A 15,494-nucleotide genomic window follows, 5' to 3' on the forward strand; every position below is an offset into this window, starting at 1 on the left:
TAATGTAAATAAAGGGGCGTTGTAGTACCAGAAAACGCAAAAAGCGGGCTGCTTGTAGCCCGCATTTCACGTTGCATTATAGCTTGTTATGGTTTTTCTGTAATTATTTTTGGCGTTACAAATATAAGTAATTCACGTTTCTCTTGAAACTCTGAAGTATTACGAAACAGCACACCTAAATAAGGTAGGTCGCCAAATAACGGTACTTTTGACACCGCATCTGTACTCGTTTGCTGGAAAATACCACCTAAAACGATAGTTTCGCCATTTTCTACCAATACTTGAGTCTTGATTTCTTGGGTATCGATGGCCACCGCATCGCCGGTAGAGGTAGACACAGTTTCACCACGGGTATCTTGGGTAACGACTAAATCCAAAATAATGCGGTTATCTGGCGTAATCTGCGGTGTAACGCGAAGTGATAATACCGCTTTCTTAAATTCAACCGATGTCGCACCACTTGATGTAGCTTGAACATAAGGAATTTCAGTACCCTGTTCAATATACGCTTCCTGTTGGTTTGCAACAGTAATACGCGGGCTGGCGATGATTTCACCTTTGTTTTCAGACTCCAGAGCCGACAGCTCTAAATCTAAAATGGTGCCATCTACCAAGCTAGCAATTTGAAAACCAATGGTTCCCGCTGCGCTAGAAACCGGTAGGTTTACGTTTAGTCTGTCGTCAACGCTTGGAATAGTGCCGCCTGCAATAGATTCAGCGCCTTCAATAGACCCTGAAACACCACTGTCACTTTCTCTATCACTTAAACCCCAACGAACGCCTAGCTCTTCATCAACGTTATCAAGTACGGTAACCATTCTGCTTTCAATTAATACTTGTTTAACTGGAACATCAAGGGCTTCAATCATTTTTCTTGCTTCGTCGATCGACGGCAAGGTATCTCTAATTAGCATGGTATTAGTACGTTCATCTACCGTTACAGTACCGCGTTCAGATAAAATGCCGCCCTCAGCAGATTTTAAAATGGTCGCTAAACTGGCTGCCTTGGCATAATTTACCGAGATATTAACCGTACTAAGTGGAGCTAAGTCTGATACTTGTTTTTTAGACTGAAGTGCTTGTGTTTCTCTAGCAGTAAGCTCTTCGGTAGGCGCTATCAATAAAATGTTGCCTTCTAAGCGCTTATCCAACCCTTTAACACGCAAAATCATATCAAGGGCTTGATCCCAAGGCACACCCGATAAGCTAATGGTGACATTGCCGGTAACCGTGTCGGTGGTGACTAAGTTGAAGCCATTAACTTGTGCAATGATTTGCAGTACTTGACGTACAGGTACGTCTTGAAAATCTAGAGAGATAGGGTCGCCCGTATAGGTCTTTTTGCTTTCTAACTCTTCTTGTTGCGACAAGCTCATGGGCTCAATTTTAACCCGAAGTACATTATCTTCAATGGTATGACGCGCGGTCACTGTATCGTTGTAGAGAATTTCTATGCGGGTACTTTTTTCGTCTTGAAAGGTTTCAATAGTTGATACCGGCGTTGAAAACTCGGTGACATTTAATTCAACCAGTTGATCTTCTTCCAGCGTAGTCTCGATAAGGGTAATAGTAACCTTGCCTTGAGACTCAACGAGTTGCGGGGTAGGTTCCATGCCTTCAAAGGTGATTAACGCAACGCCCGTATTACCGGCTTCTCGGGTGAAGTCTATTCCGGTAATTTGAGTGGGTGATTTGTATTCATTTGCGTCATAAAGCACGGGCTCTAAAGCTTTAGCCGGCGCAACATAAACCATTAAAGTGGTACATACAGCGACAAAGCCAAGCAGCCAAGACCAGCGAGAACTTCTACGATTTAAAGACTTATTAAATAGGTAACGCTCAGCCATTATTTTTTCTCTCCTGACGTTGAGGCTTTGCTCAACGTTATCTCTTTTTTCTGCCAGCAACCTGCACCATCAGGTATTAGCTGCTCTATTGTTAGTGAGTTTGGATTAATTCCAGTGATTTTACCGTAAAATAGTCCGATACGGCTGCCAATTTTGGCTTTATGTAACACGCCGTCGTTGCTGTTGATTAATGCCCATTGTGTTCCTTGGCTTTTGAAGTTTCCGGTTAATCCTAACGAATCTAAGCCATACTTTTCCAACTTTTGCTTTGTGCGGTCGAAGTCAGGCTGAAAACAATTTTGCTGCCGTGTTTGGGTTAACGGTGGCGTGTTTTCTTTGGGTGAGTCGAAAGGGCTAGGTAGCTCGCTTGCGGAGTAATTAAATGTGGTAGGCGTTGCGAACTCAGGGTACGGTTCAATATTGTGAACCGCATTGTCGCTCACGCTTTGTGTGTATGCCTGCAAATCATCTAATTTCGGCGAGCAAGCGGTGATCATTACAACCGAAGCTATTACTGCATAATGACGCATTACTCAGTTCCTCCGCTAAGATTCGTACTACTTTCCGAGCGGTAAGTTTTCGCTTGTAGTTTTAATGTTAGTCCGTTGCTTTCTTTTGCAATATCGAAGTCATGCAAGGTTACAATTCTTGGTAATCCCGCTACTTTAGACATAAATTCGCCAAAGTGGTGGTAGCCGCCGCTAACCTCAATTTCGATAGGTAATTCTGTATAGAACTCTTTAGGAACTTCTTGCTGCCAGTTCAATAACTTAAATGTAAGGCCCGAAGAGGTACCCACATAAGTGATATCGTCTAGCAAGCCTGGTGTTTCATTGCTTGTTGGTAAGCTTTTCAACATCGAAGAAAAGTCATCTTCTAGTCGTGCAAGTTGATCTCTATAGGCTTCTTTATTTACCGCAATGCGATACTTAGCTTCATATTGGAGTTTTAGTTCTTGTTCTTTTAGCTGTACGGCATCAAGAATAGGAAGCTTAGGGTTGATGACTAAATAATAGCTAAGAGCGCCAATCAATATAGCCACAAACGCTGCCACAACAATACGCACTTCGTTTGGCCATATGGCGATTTGTTCGAAGTCGAGTTCATTGAGTTCTTTGAGTTTTTCTATATCAAACTTCATTGGTTAGTCTCCCCATCGGCGTCTTGATTTAACGGAGATACCGAAGAGCTAATCATAAATGTTAGGGTGAAAGTGCTTACTGCGCGAGAGGCGTTGGTATCGGCTTTTATTGACGATAATTCCGCTCCAACGAAAACCTCTGAGTTATCCAACGAACGCATAAAATCAGAAAGCCTGTTATTTGAATCACTTACACCTTCAATTTCAAGCTTATTACCAATGCGCTTCATCGATTGGAAAGTCACGCCTTGAGGAACTAATTTCGCGAGTTCATCGAAAACAATTGCGGCTACATTTCGACTGGCCTGTAGTTGTTCAATTAAGGCCATGCGTTGTTCAATCGCATTCTTGCTTTCTTTGATGTTTTTAATATCGGCTATTTGTGCATCTAGTAATGCAATCTCTTTTTCAAGAAACTGGTTTCTAGAATTTTGGTGATCAATTTGCTGATCGATCGCTTGACCGATAAACCAGAAAATTAATCCTACAATAGCGGCAACGGCTAGCAGACCCATTAAATATTGCTGCTTTTGGTGTTGGCGTTGTTGCTCGCGCCAAGGAAGTAAATTTACATGTGCCATGGGGTAAAACTCCGGCTAGCAAGGCCAGCAGCTATGCTGAGCTGCGGGGCAATACGACGTAACCGCTGAGAATCTAGCTTAGGGTTCAATGTCATACCTAAGAAGGGGTCGAATACATCAACTTTAAGACCTAAGTCTTGGCTTAATATGTCAACAAGGGGCTGTATGGTGGCAGCGCCGCCGCAAAGGAGTATTTTGCTCGGGCGGTCAATGTGAAAAGTAGACATATACATCTGCAATGCACGATTGATATTTTGTTGCAGGTTAGAGGCAAAAATGGGTAATACATCTTCTACCCAATGCCCTGATAATGATTCATCAAGCAGTTGACGCTCAGCTTCGTCACGGTCAATCATTTGAATTGCGCTAATGTCATTGACCAAGTTATTGAGCCCGAATGAATGCTCTTTGGTGTAAATAACATTGCCGTCACGTACCACACTAACTTGCAGTAAAGATGCGCCAACATTGATAGCACAAACGGCTTCGTTCTCAGCCTTGCCGTTGTAGAAAAAGTCGACGGCATTACCAATCGCATAATTTTCAACATCGACAATTTTAGGCTCGAAGTCTGCTTCACGTGAAAGTAACAAGCGACTATCTACTAAGTCTTTGTGTGCGGCAGTTAGCAATACATTGATTTTGCCTGTGTGCGTTTCGCTTTGCCCGAGTTCTTCGAAGTCCAGATAAACCTCTTCTAATGGAAAAGGTATTAAACTGTCAGCTTCAATTTCTATCTGGCTTTCCAGTTCATAATCATTTTGATCAGGATCCATAAAAACGATTTTACTGATTACTGACGTACCAGCTACAGCCACATTGGCTTGCTTTATTTTAGTTTTTAAGCTGTTACGCACTTTTTTAAGTGCTAAACTGACGGCCTCGTAATCTTTAATATCTCGCTCAGAAAAAGCGACTTTATTAATAGATTCACATGCATAGCCTTGAAGTATGTAGCCGTTGGCAGAATGTTCTAGCCATACCGCTTTTATTTGACGTGTGCCTATATCTAAACCCACAATGGGAGGCATCTTTTTCTTAAACAGCGATTTCATTTACTAGTGTCCGGTTTCAAAGGTAGTTGCTCTAAAGTACAATATTACTCAGTTTTTATTGTGCGTATGGTTCTATAGATAACACATACGTATGAAAATATACGTGATTTTCGCAAAAATGCCTTGGTATCCTTAAATTGTGAAGTACATTAAACCGTTATTATTATTCATTGTCATCTCTAGCCTTATTGGTTGCATAGCGCTTGTTGGTATTTACTTTTATATCAAACCTAACCTGCCAAGTGTTACTGTACTTAAGGATGTTAGACTCCAGACTCCTATGCAGATTTATACCCATGATGGAAAATTAATTTCCCAATATGGTGTTAAACGGCGGATCCCCGTAAAACTTGAGGAAGTACCTGAGCAGTTAATTCACGCGATATTAGCTACTGAAGACAGTCGCTTCTTTGAACATCACGGAATTGACCCCATCGGTATTGCCCGCGCTGCTGTTAGTTTAATTATCACGGGTGAAAAAAGGCAAGGAGCCAGTACATTAACTATGCAGCTTGCCCGAGGCTTCTTTTTAAGTCGAGAAAAAACTTATATTCGTAAGGTAAAAGAGATATTTATCGCTTGGCACATGGAGCAAGAACTGAGTAAAGAAGAGATTCTTGAACTCTATTTAAATAAGGTTGAGCTAGGTCATCGTTCGTTTGGTTTTGGTGCTGCAGCACAGGTGTATTACGGAAAATCCCTAAATGAACTTACTTTGGCACAGCTAGCCACGATTGCAGGTCTTCCTAAAGCCCCCTCCGCATTAAACCCTATTACCGACCCAGAAGCTTCAGCTGGGCGTCGCCGCGTAGTATTGCTGCGTATGCTCGATGAAGAATATATAACCAAAGCTGATTTTGATAATGCAGCAAACGCGCCTATAACCGCGCGTAAGCATGGTGCTGAAATTGAAGTGGACGCGCCTTATTTGGCCGACATCATCTATAACGAGATGGTTGAAATTTACGGTAAAGATGAAGCGGAAACCGGCGGCTATCAAGTTTATGCAACGGCAGGTTCTGATCTTCAACTTGCAGCGCAACAGGCCGTGGTAAGAAATTTACATGACTACGATGAGCGCCATGGTTATAAAGGGCCGTTAGGCTATTTGTGGGATGCGCCTTCACCAGAAGCCCAAGATGAGCCCGTTCCTCAACTTTCTTTAGATTTTGATACCAGTGATAAATTACTGGCAAGTGACTGGAGCGAGCGAGATATGCTTGCTGCCTTGTCACAACAACCTTACATCAAACCATTGGTACCGGCGGTTGTGCTGAGCGCAGCTGACCAATCTATTGATGTGCTTGATGTGAATGGCGAAAAGCGCACCATTACATGGGAAGGTTTAGATTGGGCAAGGCGCTATATCACTGACTTCAGACAAAGCAGTGAACCAGAGACAGCGCTAGATGTTACTCAACCTGGCGCAGTTATTTATATTCGCGAGCAAGATGATGCATGGCGAATAGCCCAATTACCTGAGGTGAGTGGGGCATTCATTGCACTTAACCCTAAAAATGGTGCAGTTGAAGCCGTAGTGGGCGGATACAGTTTTTACCAAAGCCAGTTTAATCGTGCCACCCAAGCAAAACGACAGGTTGGCTCTAACATTAAACCCTTTATTTATTCTGCAGCAATAGACAGTGGATACACGCTGGCTTCTATTATTAATGATGCCCCTATTAACCAATGGAACGCGGCCACCGGTGTTGCTTGGCGCCCTCAAAACTCACCAGCAGAATACGATGGGCCGATTCGCATGCGTAAAGCCTTGGGTAAATCGAAAAACGTTGTTTCAGTGCGTTTGCTACGTGGCGTAGGTTTGCGTAAAGCAGCAGATTACCTTACTCGCTTTGGTTTTGATCCTGATGATATTCCGTTAGACGAAACGGTTTCTTTAGGATCGAGTTCCCATACACCATTAGAAGTCGTGCGCGGTATGGCAGTGATTGCCAACGGTGGCTACTTGGTCAACCCACATTTTATTTCTAAGGTACTTGATGAACATAGCAAAGTACTGTGGCAGGCAAACCCTGTATGGGCTTGCGATGACTGTACTAATGGTCACGCTCCTGAAAGTTACCCTGAAAATGAGGCTGATAGCGACGAGGTTGATGTAGAAGCCTTACTCGAAGCCCAGCTAAACAACGATGTGTTGTTAGCAGAAAGTGATGTAAATGAAAAACAAAGTGCACCCCAAGTGATTACGCCTCAAAACGCCTTCTTAGTAGGCGAAATGATGCGTACCGGTGTGCGCGCGAATGGGAACTGGAGCAAGAAAACTTATTGGCTGGGTACAGGTTGGCGAGCACGCAATATTCTTCAGCGTACCGATATTGCGGGTAAAACCGGTACCACCAACGATTCAAGAGATACGTGGTTCAGTGGTTTCCAAAGAGATATTGTGGCTACCGCATGGGTAGGGTTTGACAACATGGGCAGGCAGCTAGGTCGTGCCACCCGTAATCAAAATCTTGTTAATCGTAACCCTGAAAAATTCAATTGGATTGGTAACGCCTTAATTGGCACCGAAGATGGCGCGAAAGCGGCGGGGCCTGCATGGATAAGGTTTATGCAACATGCTCTTGCAGGTAAGCCTCATTCACCCATCCCTGTGCCTGAAAAAATAGTGCGTGTTCGCATTGATCGTACCAGTGGGAAGTTGACCCGAAGGACAGACCATACGACACTGTTCGAATATTTCTTGCAAGGCACCGAACCTACTTCATATGTTCTTGATGATGAAGTGGTTGACCCTGCCTCGCAAAATAAAACAACGACGCCTGAGCCTGAAGAAATATTTTAATAAAGAGCGTGCAAAAGCGCGCTCATCAGGTTGCTGCTAAGTGATTGCCTGTAAATATAACCGGATAACCCATGTCAGAAGATTCAAATCGATATCTTTATATTCCTCATGCTGGCCCCTCGCTGCTGGAAACGCCCCTATTAAATAAGGGCAGTGCCTTTACTTCCAGAGAACGTGCTGCATTTAACCTAACCGGCTTAGTACCGCCTCGCTACGAAAGTATTGAAGAGCAAGTTGAGCGTGCGTACATGCAATACAGTAGCTTCGACGAAGTACTGAATAAGCATATCTATTTACGCGCCATTCAAGATAACAATGAAACCCTGTTTTATCGTCTTATTCAAAAGCATATTGATGAGATGATGCCAATTATATACACCCCAACAGTGGGTGATGCCTGTGAGCAGTTTTCAGACATTTATCGTAGTTCGCGCGGGTTATTTGTGTCGTGGGAAGAACGTCATCAAATAGATGACATTGTTCGTAACGCCACTAAACGTAAAGTGAAAGTCATTGTTGTCACAGACGGCGAGCGAATTCTTGGTCTTGGTGATCAAGGTATTGGTGGGATGGGCATTCCAATCGGTAAGCTATCTCTATATACCGCGTGTGGTGGTATTAGCCCTGCTTATACCTTGCCCGTTATGCTTGATGTGGGAACGAACAACGAGAAGTTACTAAACGACCCTATGTACATGGGCGCACGTCACCCGCGTATTGGCCAAGAAGATTACGACGAATTTGTCGACATGTTCATTCAAGCGGTTAAACGCCGCTGGCCTGAAGTGATGATTCAGTTTGAAGATTTCGCGCAGCCAAATGCGATGCCTTTGTTAAACCGCTATCGCAATCAAGTGTGCTGCTTTAACGACGATATCCAAGGTACTGCTGCGGTTACATTAGGTACTATTTTGGCGGCGTGCCGCATGAAACAACAAAAGCTTTCTGATATGAAAGTCGTGTTTGTTGGCGCAGGTTCAGCCGGGTGCGGTATTGCTGAAATGCTTATTCAGCAAATGGTGCATGAGGGTATTAGCGATGCGCAGGCGCGCAAACAAGTCTTCATGGTAGACCGCTTCGGATTAGTCACCGAAGGCATGGAAGGGTTACGTGATTTCCAACAAAAGCTAAACCAACAGTTAGTCGACCTTGAAAGTTGGACCTTTAGTGGTGATTACGCATCGTTACTTGATGTGATGCACTGCGCAAAGCCTGATATTCTTATTGGCGTATCAGGACAACCTGGTTTGTTCACCGAGCAAGTGGTTCGGGCCATGAAGCAAAACTGTGAGCTACCGATTATCTTCCCACTAAGCAACCCGTCTCGTCAGGTTGAAGCGCGTCCTGAACAGGTTATTGAGTGGACTGACGGTGAAGTTGTTATTGCAACAGGAAGCCCGTTCAAACCCGTTGAGTATAAAGGTAAGGTATTTACCATTGCCCAGTGTAACAACTCGTATATTTTCCCTGGTATAGGCCTTGGTGTCGTTGCGGCAAAAGCAAAATTAATCAGTGATGAAATGCTGATGGCTGCAAGTAATGCTCTTGCTGATGCATCACCGCTGGTAAATACCGGTGAAGGTTCATTACTACCACCATTAGGTGCAATTGCCGAGCTTAGTCGCAAAATAGCCTTTGAAGTAGGTAAGGTTGCCATGGCACAGGGCTTAGCCCTTGAAATGTCAGACGATGCGTTGAATGACCATATTGAACGGAATTTCTGGAAAGCAGAATACAGACCCTACAAACGGGTGAGTATCTAATTTCTTACAGTAATACGAGCAGCCTACGGGCTGCTTTTTTTGTCATTACGTCAGCCGTTCCTCTTCCTTTGCGTGCCTTTGCCTTCCTTTATCTCCCTTTGAATATTAAATGTTCGGCTTACTTTTTAAGTCAGTAATAAAGTGTTGCGAGAGTGCAACATTTTCTCATCTCTATATTCTACATAAAACGTTAAAGTGATTTAATTCATTGATTATTATTGATTTTTTATGGTGGCATGAATAGTGCTTTATTAAAAATAAGGGTGAGGATACGAGTATCAACCTAAGCCTAGCAACGTGAGATTGGCGAGTTACTAGGTAGTACAGGTCACATCACATGAGTTTATTAGCTCTTATGACAGTAGCTTTTAAAACAGTACTCAAAGGGAGAAGTGTATGTTTTCAGTGTTAAAGGATTTTACCAAAACAATGTTCGCTAGCCATAGCGCATCAAACGATTTCAATACATGTATGTTGGTAAGTGCACTTTCCTCTTTAGAAAATGACTAGGCTTCCTTTGAAACCGATATTCCTACCTTAAAAAATTAGGTTGTGGGCGAACTAACCATAATAGCTAATCACGCTATTAGTCGATGTTAATCGCCAGCGACCAAACAGTTTGCGGGCAATGGATTGCGCGCCTTTTATTCTTGCAGGGCAGTTTAAAATACGTTTACTAACGGTTTTACTCTGCCTTTTTTGCAAATTGCCGAAACCAAATGCGCTTTGCCCTTTATAATAAAACATATACGAAAACACACACACCTACCCCTTGTAATTCCATACTCAGAACACACATCAAACTAATCACCACGTAAACGCGAGAAAAAGGATTGGATATGTCTGACAGCAATACCTATATGCCACCTAAAGTGTGGAGCCAAAATGAAGACGATGGCAACAAATGGGCTAGTATAAATCGCCCAGTATCTGGCGCTACCCATGAAGAAGAAAGGTCGGTAGGCAAGCATCCGTTGCAACTTTATTCGCTGGCTACCCCGAATGGACAAAAAGTTACCATCATGTTGGAAGAGCTTTTGAACGCAGGTATTTCAGACGCCGAATATGATGCGTGGTTAATTAACATAGGAGAGGGGGACCAATTTTCATCAGGCTTTGTTGATGTTAATCCAAATTCCAAAATTCCTGCTATGGTAGATACGTCTACCACGCCAGAAACTAAGCTGTTTGAATCGGGCTCAATTCTGCACTACTTAGCTGAGAAATTTAATGTATTCATTCCTAGTGATGCAGCTGCAAAAGTGGAATGCTTTAACTGGTTATTTTGGCAAGTAGGATCAGCACCATATTTAGGGGGTGGTTTTGGTCACTTCTACAGTTATGCACCGTACCCAATGGAATATCCAATCAATCGATTTACCATGGAAGTGAAGCGAGAGCTTGATGTGCTAGACAAGCACCTTGCTAAAAACACGTACTTTGCAGGTGATCAATACAGTATTGCTGATATGGCTATTTGGCCATGGTACGGTAACTTAGTTTTAGGCAACCTGTATGATGCAGCAACTTTCCTACAAGTGAACGATTACAAACACGTATTGCGCTGGGCTAAAGAGGTCGAATCTCGCCCTGCTGTGCAACGTGGGGTTATTGTTAACCGTACTTGGGGTGATGCGCAGCTGGCAAACCGACACAGCGCTCAAGATATTGATGACGCACTAAACGCTGCAAAATAAAACGGTGGGACGACATAAGCAGTAACTACTACTGCTTATGTGTCGCCACTAGCACCTGAGCATGAAGCCCAATAGCATTCAGCGCTCGGGCTTTCCAATCGCTCCATTCTATTCTATTGCTAATCTCATGCTGGTTTAAGCTAATATATCCATGGCACAGCGCCCATATTTGCATGGCGATGTCTTGGCGCTCTTCTGCTGGAATGTCTTTTTGAATAATTGCTGATACCACTTTTGTTAGCGTTATAAACGCGCTTTCTCCAGCGGCAATAGCCTCTTCATTTGGTGTGTAATCTTTTAAATTAGAGCCAAATATCAAATTATAGTGCGCGGCATGTTCTTCAGAGAAATTCAGCACCTGTTCGCAAGCATTCAGTAATCTGTCCCTTGGAGTATCGCCCTGTGAGAGCTTCATCATCTCATCGACTAATGTAAAACCCTCAATGTAAAGGGCATCAAGAATGCCTTGTTTGCCTTTAAAGTGACTGTAAATCCCAATCGTAGACATACCCGCACCTTCCGCGATAGCACGTACGCTTAGCGCATGAGTTCCCCCCTTTAAAAATAAAGTTGAAGCAGCTTCTAAAATTTTCTGTCGAGTATCTCTTTTCATTTACATTGAATTTACATGTTGCGCAATATAACGGCGTTATATATATTAAATATAACGCTGTTATATTTAATGCGTGCCATCAGATTGAAGTTATAAGAGTAATGATTTCATCAACCTGTGTGCAGGCAGATTCAGACATGAAGGATATAGTATATGAAAGCAGAGCAATTAACTTGCGATTATTTGATTGTGGGAAGTGGGGCGGTAGGCATGGCGTTTGCCGATGTACTGCTAAGTGAAACCAATGCCAGCATCATTATTGTCGACAAATATGCCAAGCCCGGCGGTCATTGGAATTTAGCTTACCCCTTTGTGACCTTGCACCAGCCGTCTGCATTTTACGGTGTGTGTTCTCGCGAGCTAAATCGTGGTGTCATAGACAAAACAGGAATGAACAAAGGGTTGATGGGGTTAGCCTCAGGCGCTGAAGTGAGCGCATATTTCGATTCGGTAATGCAAGAAACTTTCTTGCCATCAGGCCGAGTTCAATACTTCCCCCTTAGCAATTATGAAGGTAATGGGACATTTACCAATATCACGGGTGGTAAAACTTATGAGGTTACCATAAACAAAAAAGTTGTAGATGCGACCTATCTAAAAACCAGTATCCCCATTACCCATAAACCTAGCTTTACCCTTGACGATGCAGTGGATTTTACGCCAGTGAATACACTTACTCAGCGTGTCAGAGGGCATAAAAATTATGTGGTCATTGGCGGTGGGAAGACGGGCATAGACACCTGTTTATGGCTGCTAAGTAACTTTGTTGCGCCTGAAAATATACATTGGGTCGTGTCTCGTGATGCATGGCTACTTAATCGGAAAAATACCCAGCCGTTAGATGATTTTTTCTTCGACACGATTGGCGCGCAAGCAAATCAAATGGAAGCCATTGCGCAGTCGACGTCTATCGATGACATATTCGACAAGCTGGAAGAAAAAGGCGTCATGCTGCGTATCGATAAAAATGTCAGACCTTCCATGTTTCACGGCGCTACCGTAAGCGAGGCTGAATTAGCCGCTCTACAAGGTTTAACCAGTATTGTGCGCCGCGGCCGTGTAACGCATGTTGGAACCGATGCACTTATCTTTGAAGATACAAGTTGGGCGATGCCCGAAGATGCGTTGGTGGTAGATTGTTCTGCATCAGCGCTCACCAACTTGGAAATTAAACCGGTGTTTGAAGGAAATACTATTACGCCGCAAACCGTACGTGCCTACCAGCCCGTTTTTAGCGCGGCGCTGATTGCCCATGTTGAAGCTGCCTATAGCGATGAGGCCACAAAACAGAAATTGACCCAAGTAGTACCGCTACCTAATCGAGATATCGACTGGGTGCCTATGACGGCTGCCATGTTGCGAAACATGCAGATATGGGGTGAAGACCAAGAACTTCGTACTTGGATCCACAACTGTAGGTTAGATGGCTTCTCGAGAATTGTTCATGGTGTTGCAAAAGACGATATGCCTAAGTTGCAGGTGTTGGGGCGCTTAAAAGACGCCGCGCAACCGGCGATGGGCAAACTCATGGGCTACATGCACTCGCTAAAAGCGAACGACAAATTGGCGTCTTAGGCGAATACAAGGTTAAGGAAAAGGTATCAAGATATGCAACAGTTTCAAGTTGATAAAAACGATTTAAGTCAGTTTCGAGTGGTATCGCAAGATAGTTCAGCACTGCCAAAAGAAGGCGTTACATTTGAAGTAGAGCGCTTTGCATTTACGGCGAATAATCTTACATACTTTATGATGGGGGAAAAGTTAGGTTATTGGCAGTTTTTTCCGCCGATTAACGAAGGCGCCTCAAATAACGAACCGCAAAATAAATGGGGCGTTATCCCCGTATGGGGAATTGGAAAGGTGGTCGCGTCTAGCCTTGATAATATCCAGGTAGGCAGCCGCTTTTTTGGTTACTTTCCACCAGCTACTCATCTGCATATGGACTCAATCACTTTCGCTCAAGGTAACTTAATTGACACCAGTGCGCACAGAAGGCCATTGCCCCAAGGCTATAACCTATATCGCCCGTTAGAGGTGAGTGGCGATAGTACCCAGTCACATCGAGAAAACCTGCAAATGTTACTTTGGCCTTTGTATATCACGTCTTATTGCTTGTGGGATTTGATAGATCAGTACAATTCGCCGAAGCCAAGACAAGTGATAGTGCTAAGTGCATCAAGTAAAACTAGCTTAGGGTTAGCCTACGCCCTTAAAAAAGATGACTATCACGTGGTAGGGGTAACCTCTGGTAAAAGCCAAGAGTTTGTTGCGGGGCTAGATGTTTACAATCAAGTGGTTTGTTATGACAACCTAGATGACATCGCCAGTAAAGCCAGTATTGTGGTAGATATGTCGGGCAACAGTGACGTTAAGCAGCGACTCAAGACTAGGCTTGGTGATGATCTTATGCGCTATGTGCAAGTGGGATTAACCCATTGGCAAGATGCGGGCACAGGGGATGGCGCTGAAAATACTGAAGACGCCTCTGGCAATAGCGATGAATTCTTCTTTGCACCTACGCACATTCAAACCAGAATGGCGGAATTAGGCTCGAGTGTGTTTCAAGCAAAAAGCGGTACCTTTGTTAAAGAAGCTATTATGTGGACGGCTTCTTGGTTATCGATAAAACAGCACAACAGTATAGCGTCGTTAATGCATAACTTTGAGAATATTTGTATTGGTGACATTCCGGCTAATGAAGGACTAATATTCATACCGTAATTTATGGCTCACTTTCTACCCTTCCCCTTGAAGTTAATGGGGAAGGCACTAATCACTACTAAAGCACAATGCACCAAAACAACGTGAGATGTTACCATAAGTGCAATAAAGGTAGCCGCGAGTCAGTTATTTTTACATCTTGTCAATTAAATTAGTGCTAGGATGTAAAAACCTACTTTTAATCAGAGGGTTGCATTGTTGGTATGAATTTTGCCTGTGCTTTCTATGGCTGCGTGTGACCCGCGAGCTCTGAATTAATTTGCTTCGTTGAAAAGCTTTTCCAAACCTCATTCAAATATAAGGCATTACGTGATGTTTCGCTTAGTAGTATTAGTGATATCGTTGTTCGCGTTCGTAGCTTCTGTGAAAGCCGAAGAGACTACTTCAAGTACGTTAGGTACCTACAACCTCATCTTGTTGGAAGATTACAACTTCCAAGGTGGAGACGTGCAGGGGCAAGTGCTTATCGGTGGTGACTTAAATGCAAGTGGACGTGCGGTTGAGTTTGGGAGTCGACTTGCAAATACAGATACTGCCATAGACGCCGTGACTATTATGGGTGACGTTAATGCCAACCAAATTCGCGTATTAAACGACAATAATTTGGTTTACGGCGGGGCACTTAATGTATCGCATGTAGAACTGAATGACGGGAATGATGGCGAAGCTATTTATAATGCTGACCTTAGTATAAATGACGTAGCGGCCTCACTTCATGCCGACTCAGCATATTTTGCTAGCCTTAGCGCAAATGCCACATACAGCGATGGCACGTTTAATTATGTAGGTACGGACAGCGTTGCAGTATTCGACGTTTCTGCTGACGATATCTTTGCCCAAAATAGTAATTTGTCTCTTAACTGGGGCGATGCAGAAACCGTTATCATTAATGTTTCTGCTGGTAGCGACCTTGCTAATGAAATAGTAGTGGGTGGCGGAGTGAACTTAAACAACGGTTTCAACGGTAGCGAAGCATTTTCAAATGTACTTTGGAACTTCTACGATGCAGAAAGTATTAATTTTAATAGTTTAGCCGTTAAAGGTTCGGTGTTGGCCCCCTTGGCTACAACTCGTGGTGGCGCGTCGTTCGATGGCTCTTTCGCTGCGGTTTCATATACCGGCGCCCGTGAATTTCATAACTATGTGTTTAATTACGAGACTCCATCAGCTCCCCCGGTAGTGAGTGTGCCAGAGCCACCTTCCATTGCTGTACTAGCGTTATTTTTGTTATTCTTGAGTTTTAGAAGAGCGCGCCGCCACTAAATTTCCT

The 15,494-nt window shown here is 43.6% G+C and carries 12 protein-coding genes; 6 read left to right on the forward strand and 6 right to left on the reverse strand.

Annotated features, from left to right (window positions below; all coding sequences use genetic code 11):
• Window positions 1-86: 86 nt before the first annotated feature.
• The 5 genes from Q4561_RS12265 to pilM are packed head-to-tail and all read right to left on the reverse strand — an operon-like array spanning window position 87 to window position 4,624.
• Complete coding sequence (locus tag Q4561_RS12265; RefSeq protein ID WP_303460772.1) at window positions 87-1,847, reverse strand: type IV pilus secretin PilQ; 1,761 nt, start codon at window positions 1,845-1,847, stop codon at window positions 87-89.
• Entirely contained in the window at window positions 1,847-2,377 is a 531-nt protein-coding gene (locus Q4561_RS12270) for a pilus assembly protein PilP (RefSeq protein WP_303460774.1), read from the reverse strand. The genes Q4561_RS12265 and Q4561_RS12270 overlap by 1 nt, the downstream gene beginning before the upstream one ends.
• Entirely contained in the window at window positions 2,377-2,988 is a 612-nt protein-coding gene (locus Q4561_RS12275; RefSeq protein ID WP_303460777.1) for a type 4a pilus biogenesis protein PilO, read from the reverse strand. Before Q4561_RS12275 ends, Q4561_RS12270 begins: the two co-directional genes overlap by 1 nt.
• Window positions 2,985-3,569, reverse strand: a complete 585-nt coding sequence (locus tag Q4561_RS12280) for a PilN domain-containing protein (RefSeq protein WP_303460780.1) — start codon at window positions 3,567-3,569, stop codon at window positions 2,985-2,987. The genes Q4561_RS12275 and Q4561_RS12280 overlap by 4 nt, the downstream gene beginning before the upstream one ends.
• Complete coding sequence (gene pilM, locus Q4561_RS12285; RefSeq protein WP_303460783.1) at window positions 3,557-4,624, reverse strand: type IV pilus assembly protein PilM; 1,068 nt, start codon at window positions 4,622-4,624, stop codon at window positions 3,557-3,559. Before pilM ends, Q4561_RS12280 begins: the two co-directional genes overlap by 13 nt.
• Window positions 4,625-4,763: 139 nt before the next feature.
• Between pilM and Q4561_RS12290 the strand changes: the two genes are divergently transcribed.
• From Q4561_RS12290 to yghU, 3 genes are all read left to right on the forward strand, one after another.
• Window positions 4,764-7,430 (forward strand): penicillin-binding protein 1A, encoded by a 2,667-nt coding sequence (locus Q4561_RS12290; RefSeq protein ID WP_303460785.1) that lies wholly within the window; start codon window positions 4,764-4,766, stop codon window positions 7,428-7,430.
• 71 nt (window positions 7,431-7,501) lie between these two features.
• Window positions 7,502-9,193, forward strand: a complete 1,692-nt coding sequence (locus Q4561_RS12295; protein ID WP_211068985.1) for an NAD-dependent malic enzyme — start codon at window positions 7,502-7,504, stop codon at window positions 9,191-9,193.
• An 839-nt stretch (window positions 9,194-10,032) separates the two neighbouring features.
• Window positions 10,033-10,890 carry a glutathione-dependent disulfide-bond oxidoreductase gene (yghU, locus tag Q4561_RS12300; protein ID WP_303460792.1) on the forward strand — a complete coding sequence of 286 codons (858 nt, stop codon included), beginning with the start codon at window positions 10,033-10,035 and terminating at the stop codon, window positions 10,888-10,890.
• 28 nt (window positions 10,891-10,918) lie between these two features.
• Here yghU and Q4561_RS12305 read toward each other — a convergent pair whose 3' ends face one another.
• On the reverse strand, window positions 10,919-11,503 hold the full coding sequence (locus Q4561_RS12305; protein WP_303460794.1) for a TetR/AcrR family transcriptional regulator: 585 nt from the start codon (window positions 11,501-11,503) through the stop codon (window positions 10,919-10,921).
• 153 nt (window positions 11,504-11,656) lie between these two features.
• Between Q4561_RS12305 and Q4561_RS12310 the strand changes: the two genes are divergently transcribed.
• The 3 genes from Q4561_RS12310 to Q4561_RS12320 all read left to right on the forward strand — a co-directional run bounded on the left by Q4561_RS12310 (window position 11,657) and on the right by Q4561_RS12320 (window position 15,487).
• Window positions 11,657-13,078 (forward strand): NAD(P)/FAD-dependent oxidoreductase, encoded by a 1,422-nt coding sequence (locus Q4561_RS12310; RefSeq protein ID WP_303460797.1) that lies wholly within the window; start codon window positions 11,657-11,659, stop codon window positions 13,076-13,078.
• A 33-nt stretch (window positions 13,079-13,111) separates the two neighbouring features.
• Entirely contained in the window at window positions 13,112-14,224 is a 1,113-nt protein-coding gene (locus Q4561_RS12315; protein ID WP_303460800.1) for a DUF2855 family protein, read from the forward strand.
• Between the two features lie 312 nt (window positions 14,225-14,536).
• A complete protein-coding gene (locus Q4561_RS12320) occupies window positions 14,537-15,487 on the forward strand; it encodes a choice-of-anchor A family protein (protein WP_303460802.1) in 951 nt (316 codons plus the stop codon).
• Window positions 15,488-15,494: the final 7 nt, after the last annotated feature.

Source organism: Alteromonas sp. 1_MG-2023 (genome assembly GCF_030547075.1).
GTDB lineage: Bacteria > Pseudomonadota > Gammaproteobacteria > Enterobacterales > Alteromonadaceae > Alteromonas.

What these genes read in the sequence shown, in the direction of transcription:
- Q4561_RS12315 (WP_303460800.1), top strand. Translation starts at nt 13,112, where the DNA reads ATGCAACAGTTTCAAGTTGATAAAAACGATTTAAGTCAGTTTCGAGTG.
- Q4561_RS12305 (WP_303460794.1), bottom strand. Translation starts at nt 11,503, where the DNA reads ATGAAAAGAGATACTCGACAGAAAATTTTAGAAGCTGCTTCAACTTTA.
- Q4561_RS12270 (WP_303460774.1), bottom strand. Translation starts at nt 2,377, where the DNA reads ATGCGTCATTATGCAGTAATAGCTTCGGTTGTAATGATCACCGCTTGC.
- Q4561_RS12320 (WP_303460802.1), top strand. Translation starts at nt 14,537, where the DNA reads ATGTTTCGCTTAGTAGTATTAGTGATATCGTTGTTCGCGTTCGTAGCT.
- pilM (WP_303460783.1), bottom strand. Translation starts at nt 4,624, where the DNA reads ATGAAATCGCTGTTTAAGAAAAAGATGCCTCCCATTGTGGGTTTAGAT.
- Q4561_RS12295 (WP_211068985.1), top strand. Translation starts at nt 7,502, where the DNA reads ATGTCAGAAGATTCAAATCGATATCTTTATATTCCTCATGCTGGCCCC.
- yghU (WP_303460792.1), top strand. Translation starts at nt 10,033, where the DNA reads ATGTCTGACAGCAATACCTATATGCCACCTAAAGTGTGGAGCCAAAAT.
- Q4561_RS12280 (WP_303460780.1), bottom strand. Translation starts at nt 3,569, where the DNA reads ATGGCACATGTAAATTTACTTCCTTGGCGCGAGCAACAACGCCAACAC.
- Q4561_RS12310 (WP_303460797.1), top strand. Translation starts at nt 11,657, where the DNA reads ATGAAAGCAGAGCAATTAACTTGCGATTATTTGATTGTGGGAAGTGGG.
- Q4561_RS12275 (WP_303460777.1), bottom strand. Translation starts at nt 2,988, where the DNA reads ATGAAGTTTGATATAGAAAAACTCAAAGAACTCAATGAACTCGACTTC.
- Q4561_RS12265 (WP_303460772.1), bottom strand. Translation starts at nt 1,847, where the DNA reads ATGGCTGAGCGTTACCTATTTAATAAGTCTTTAAATCGTAGAAGTTCT.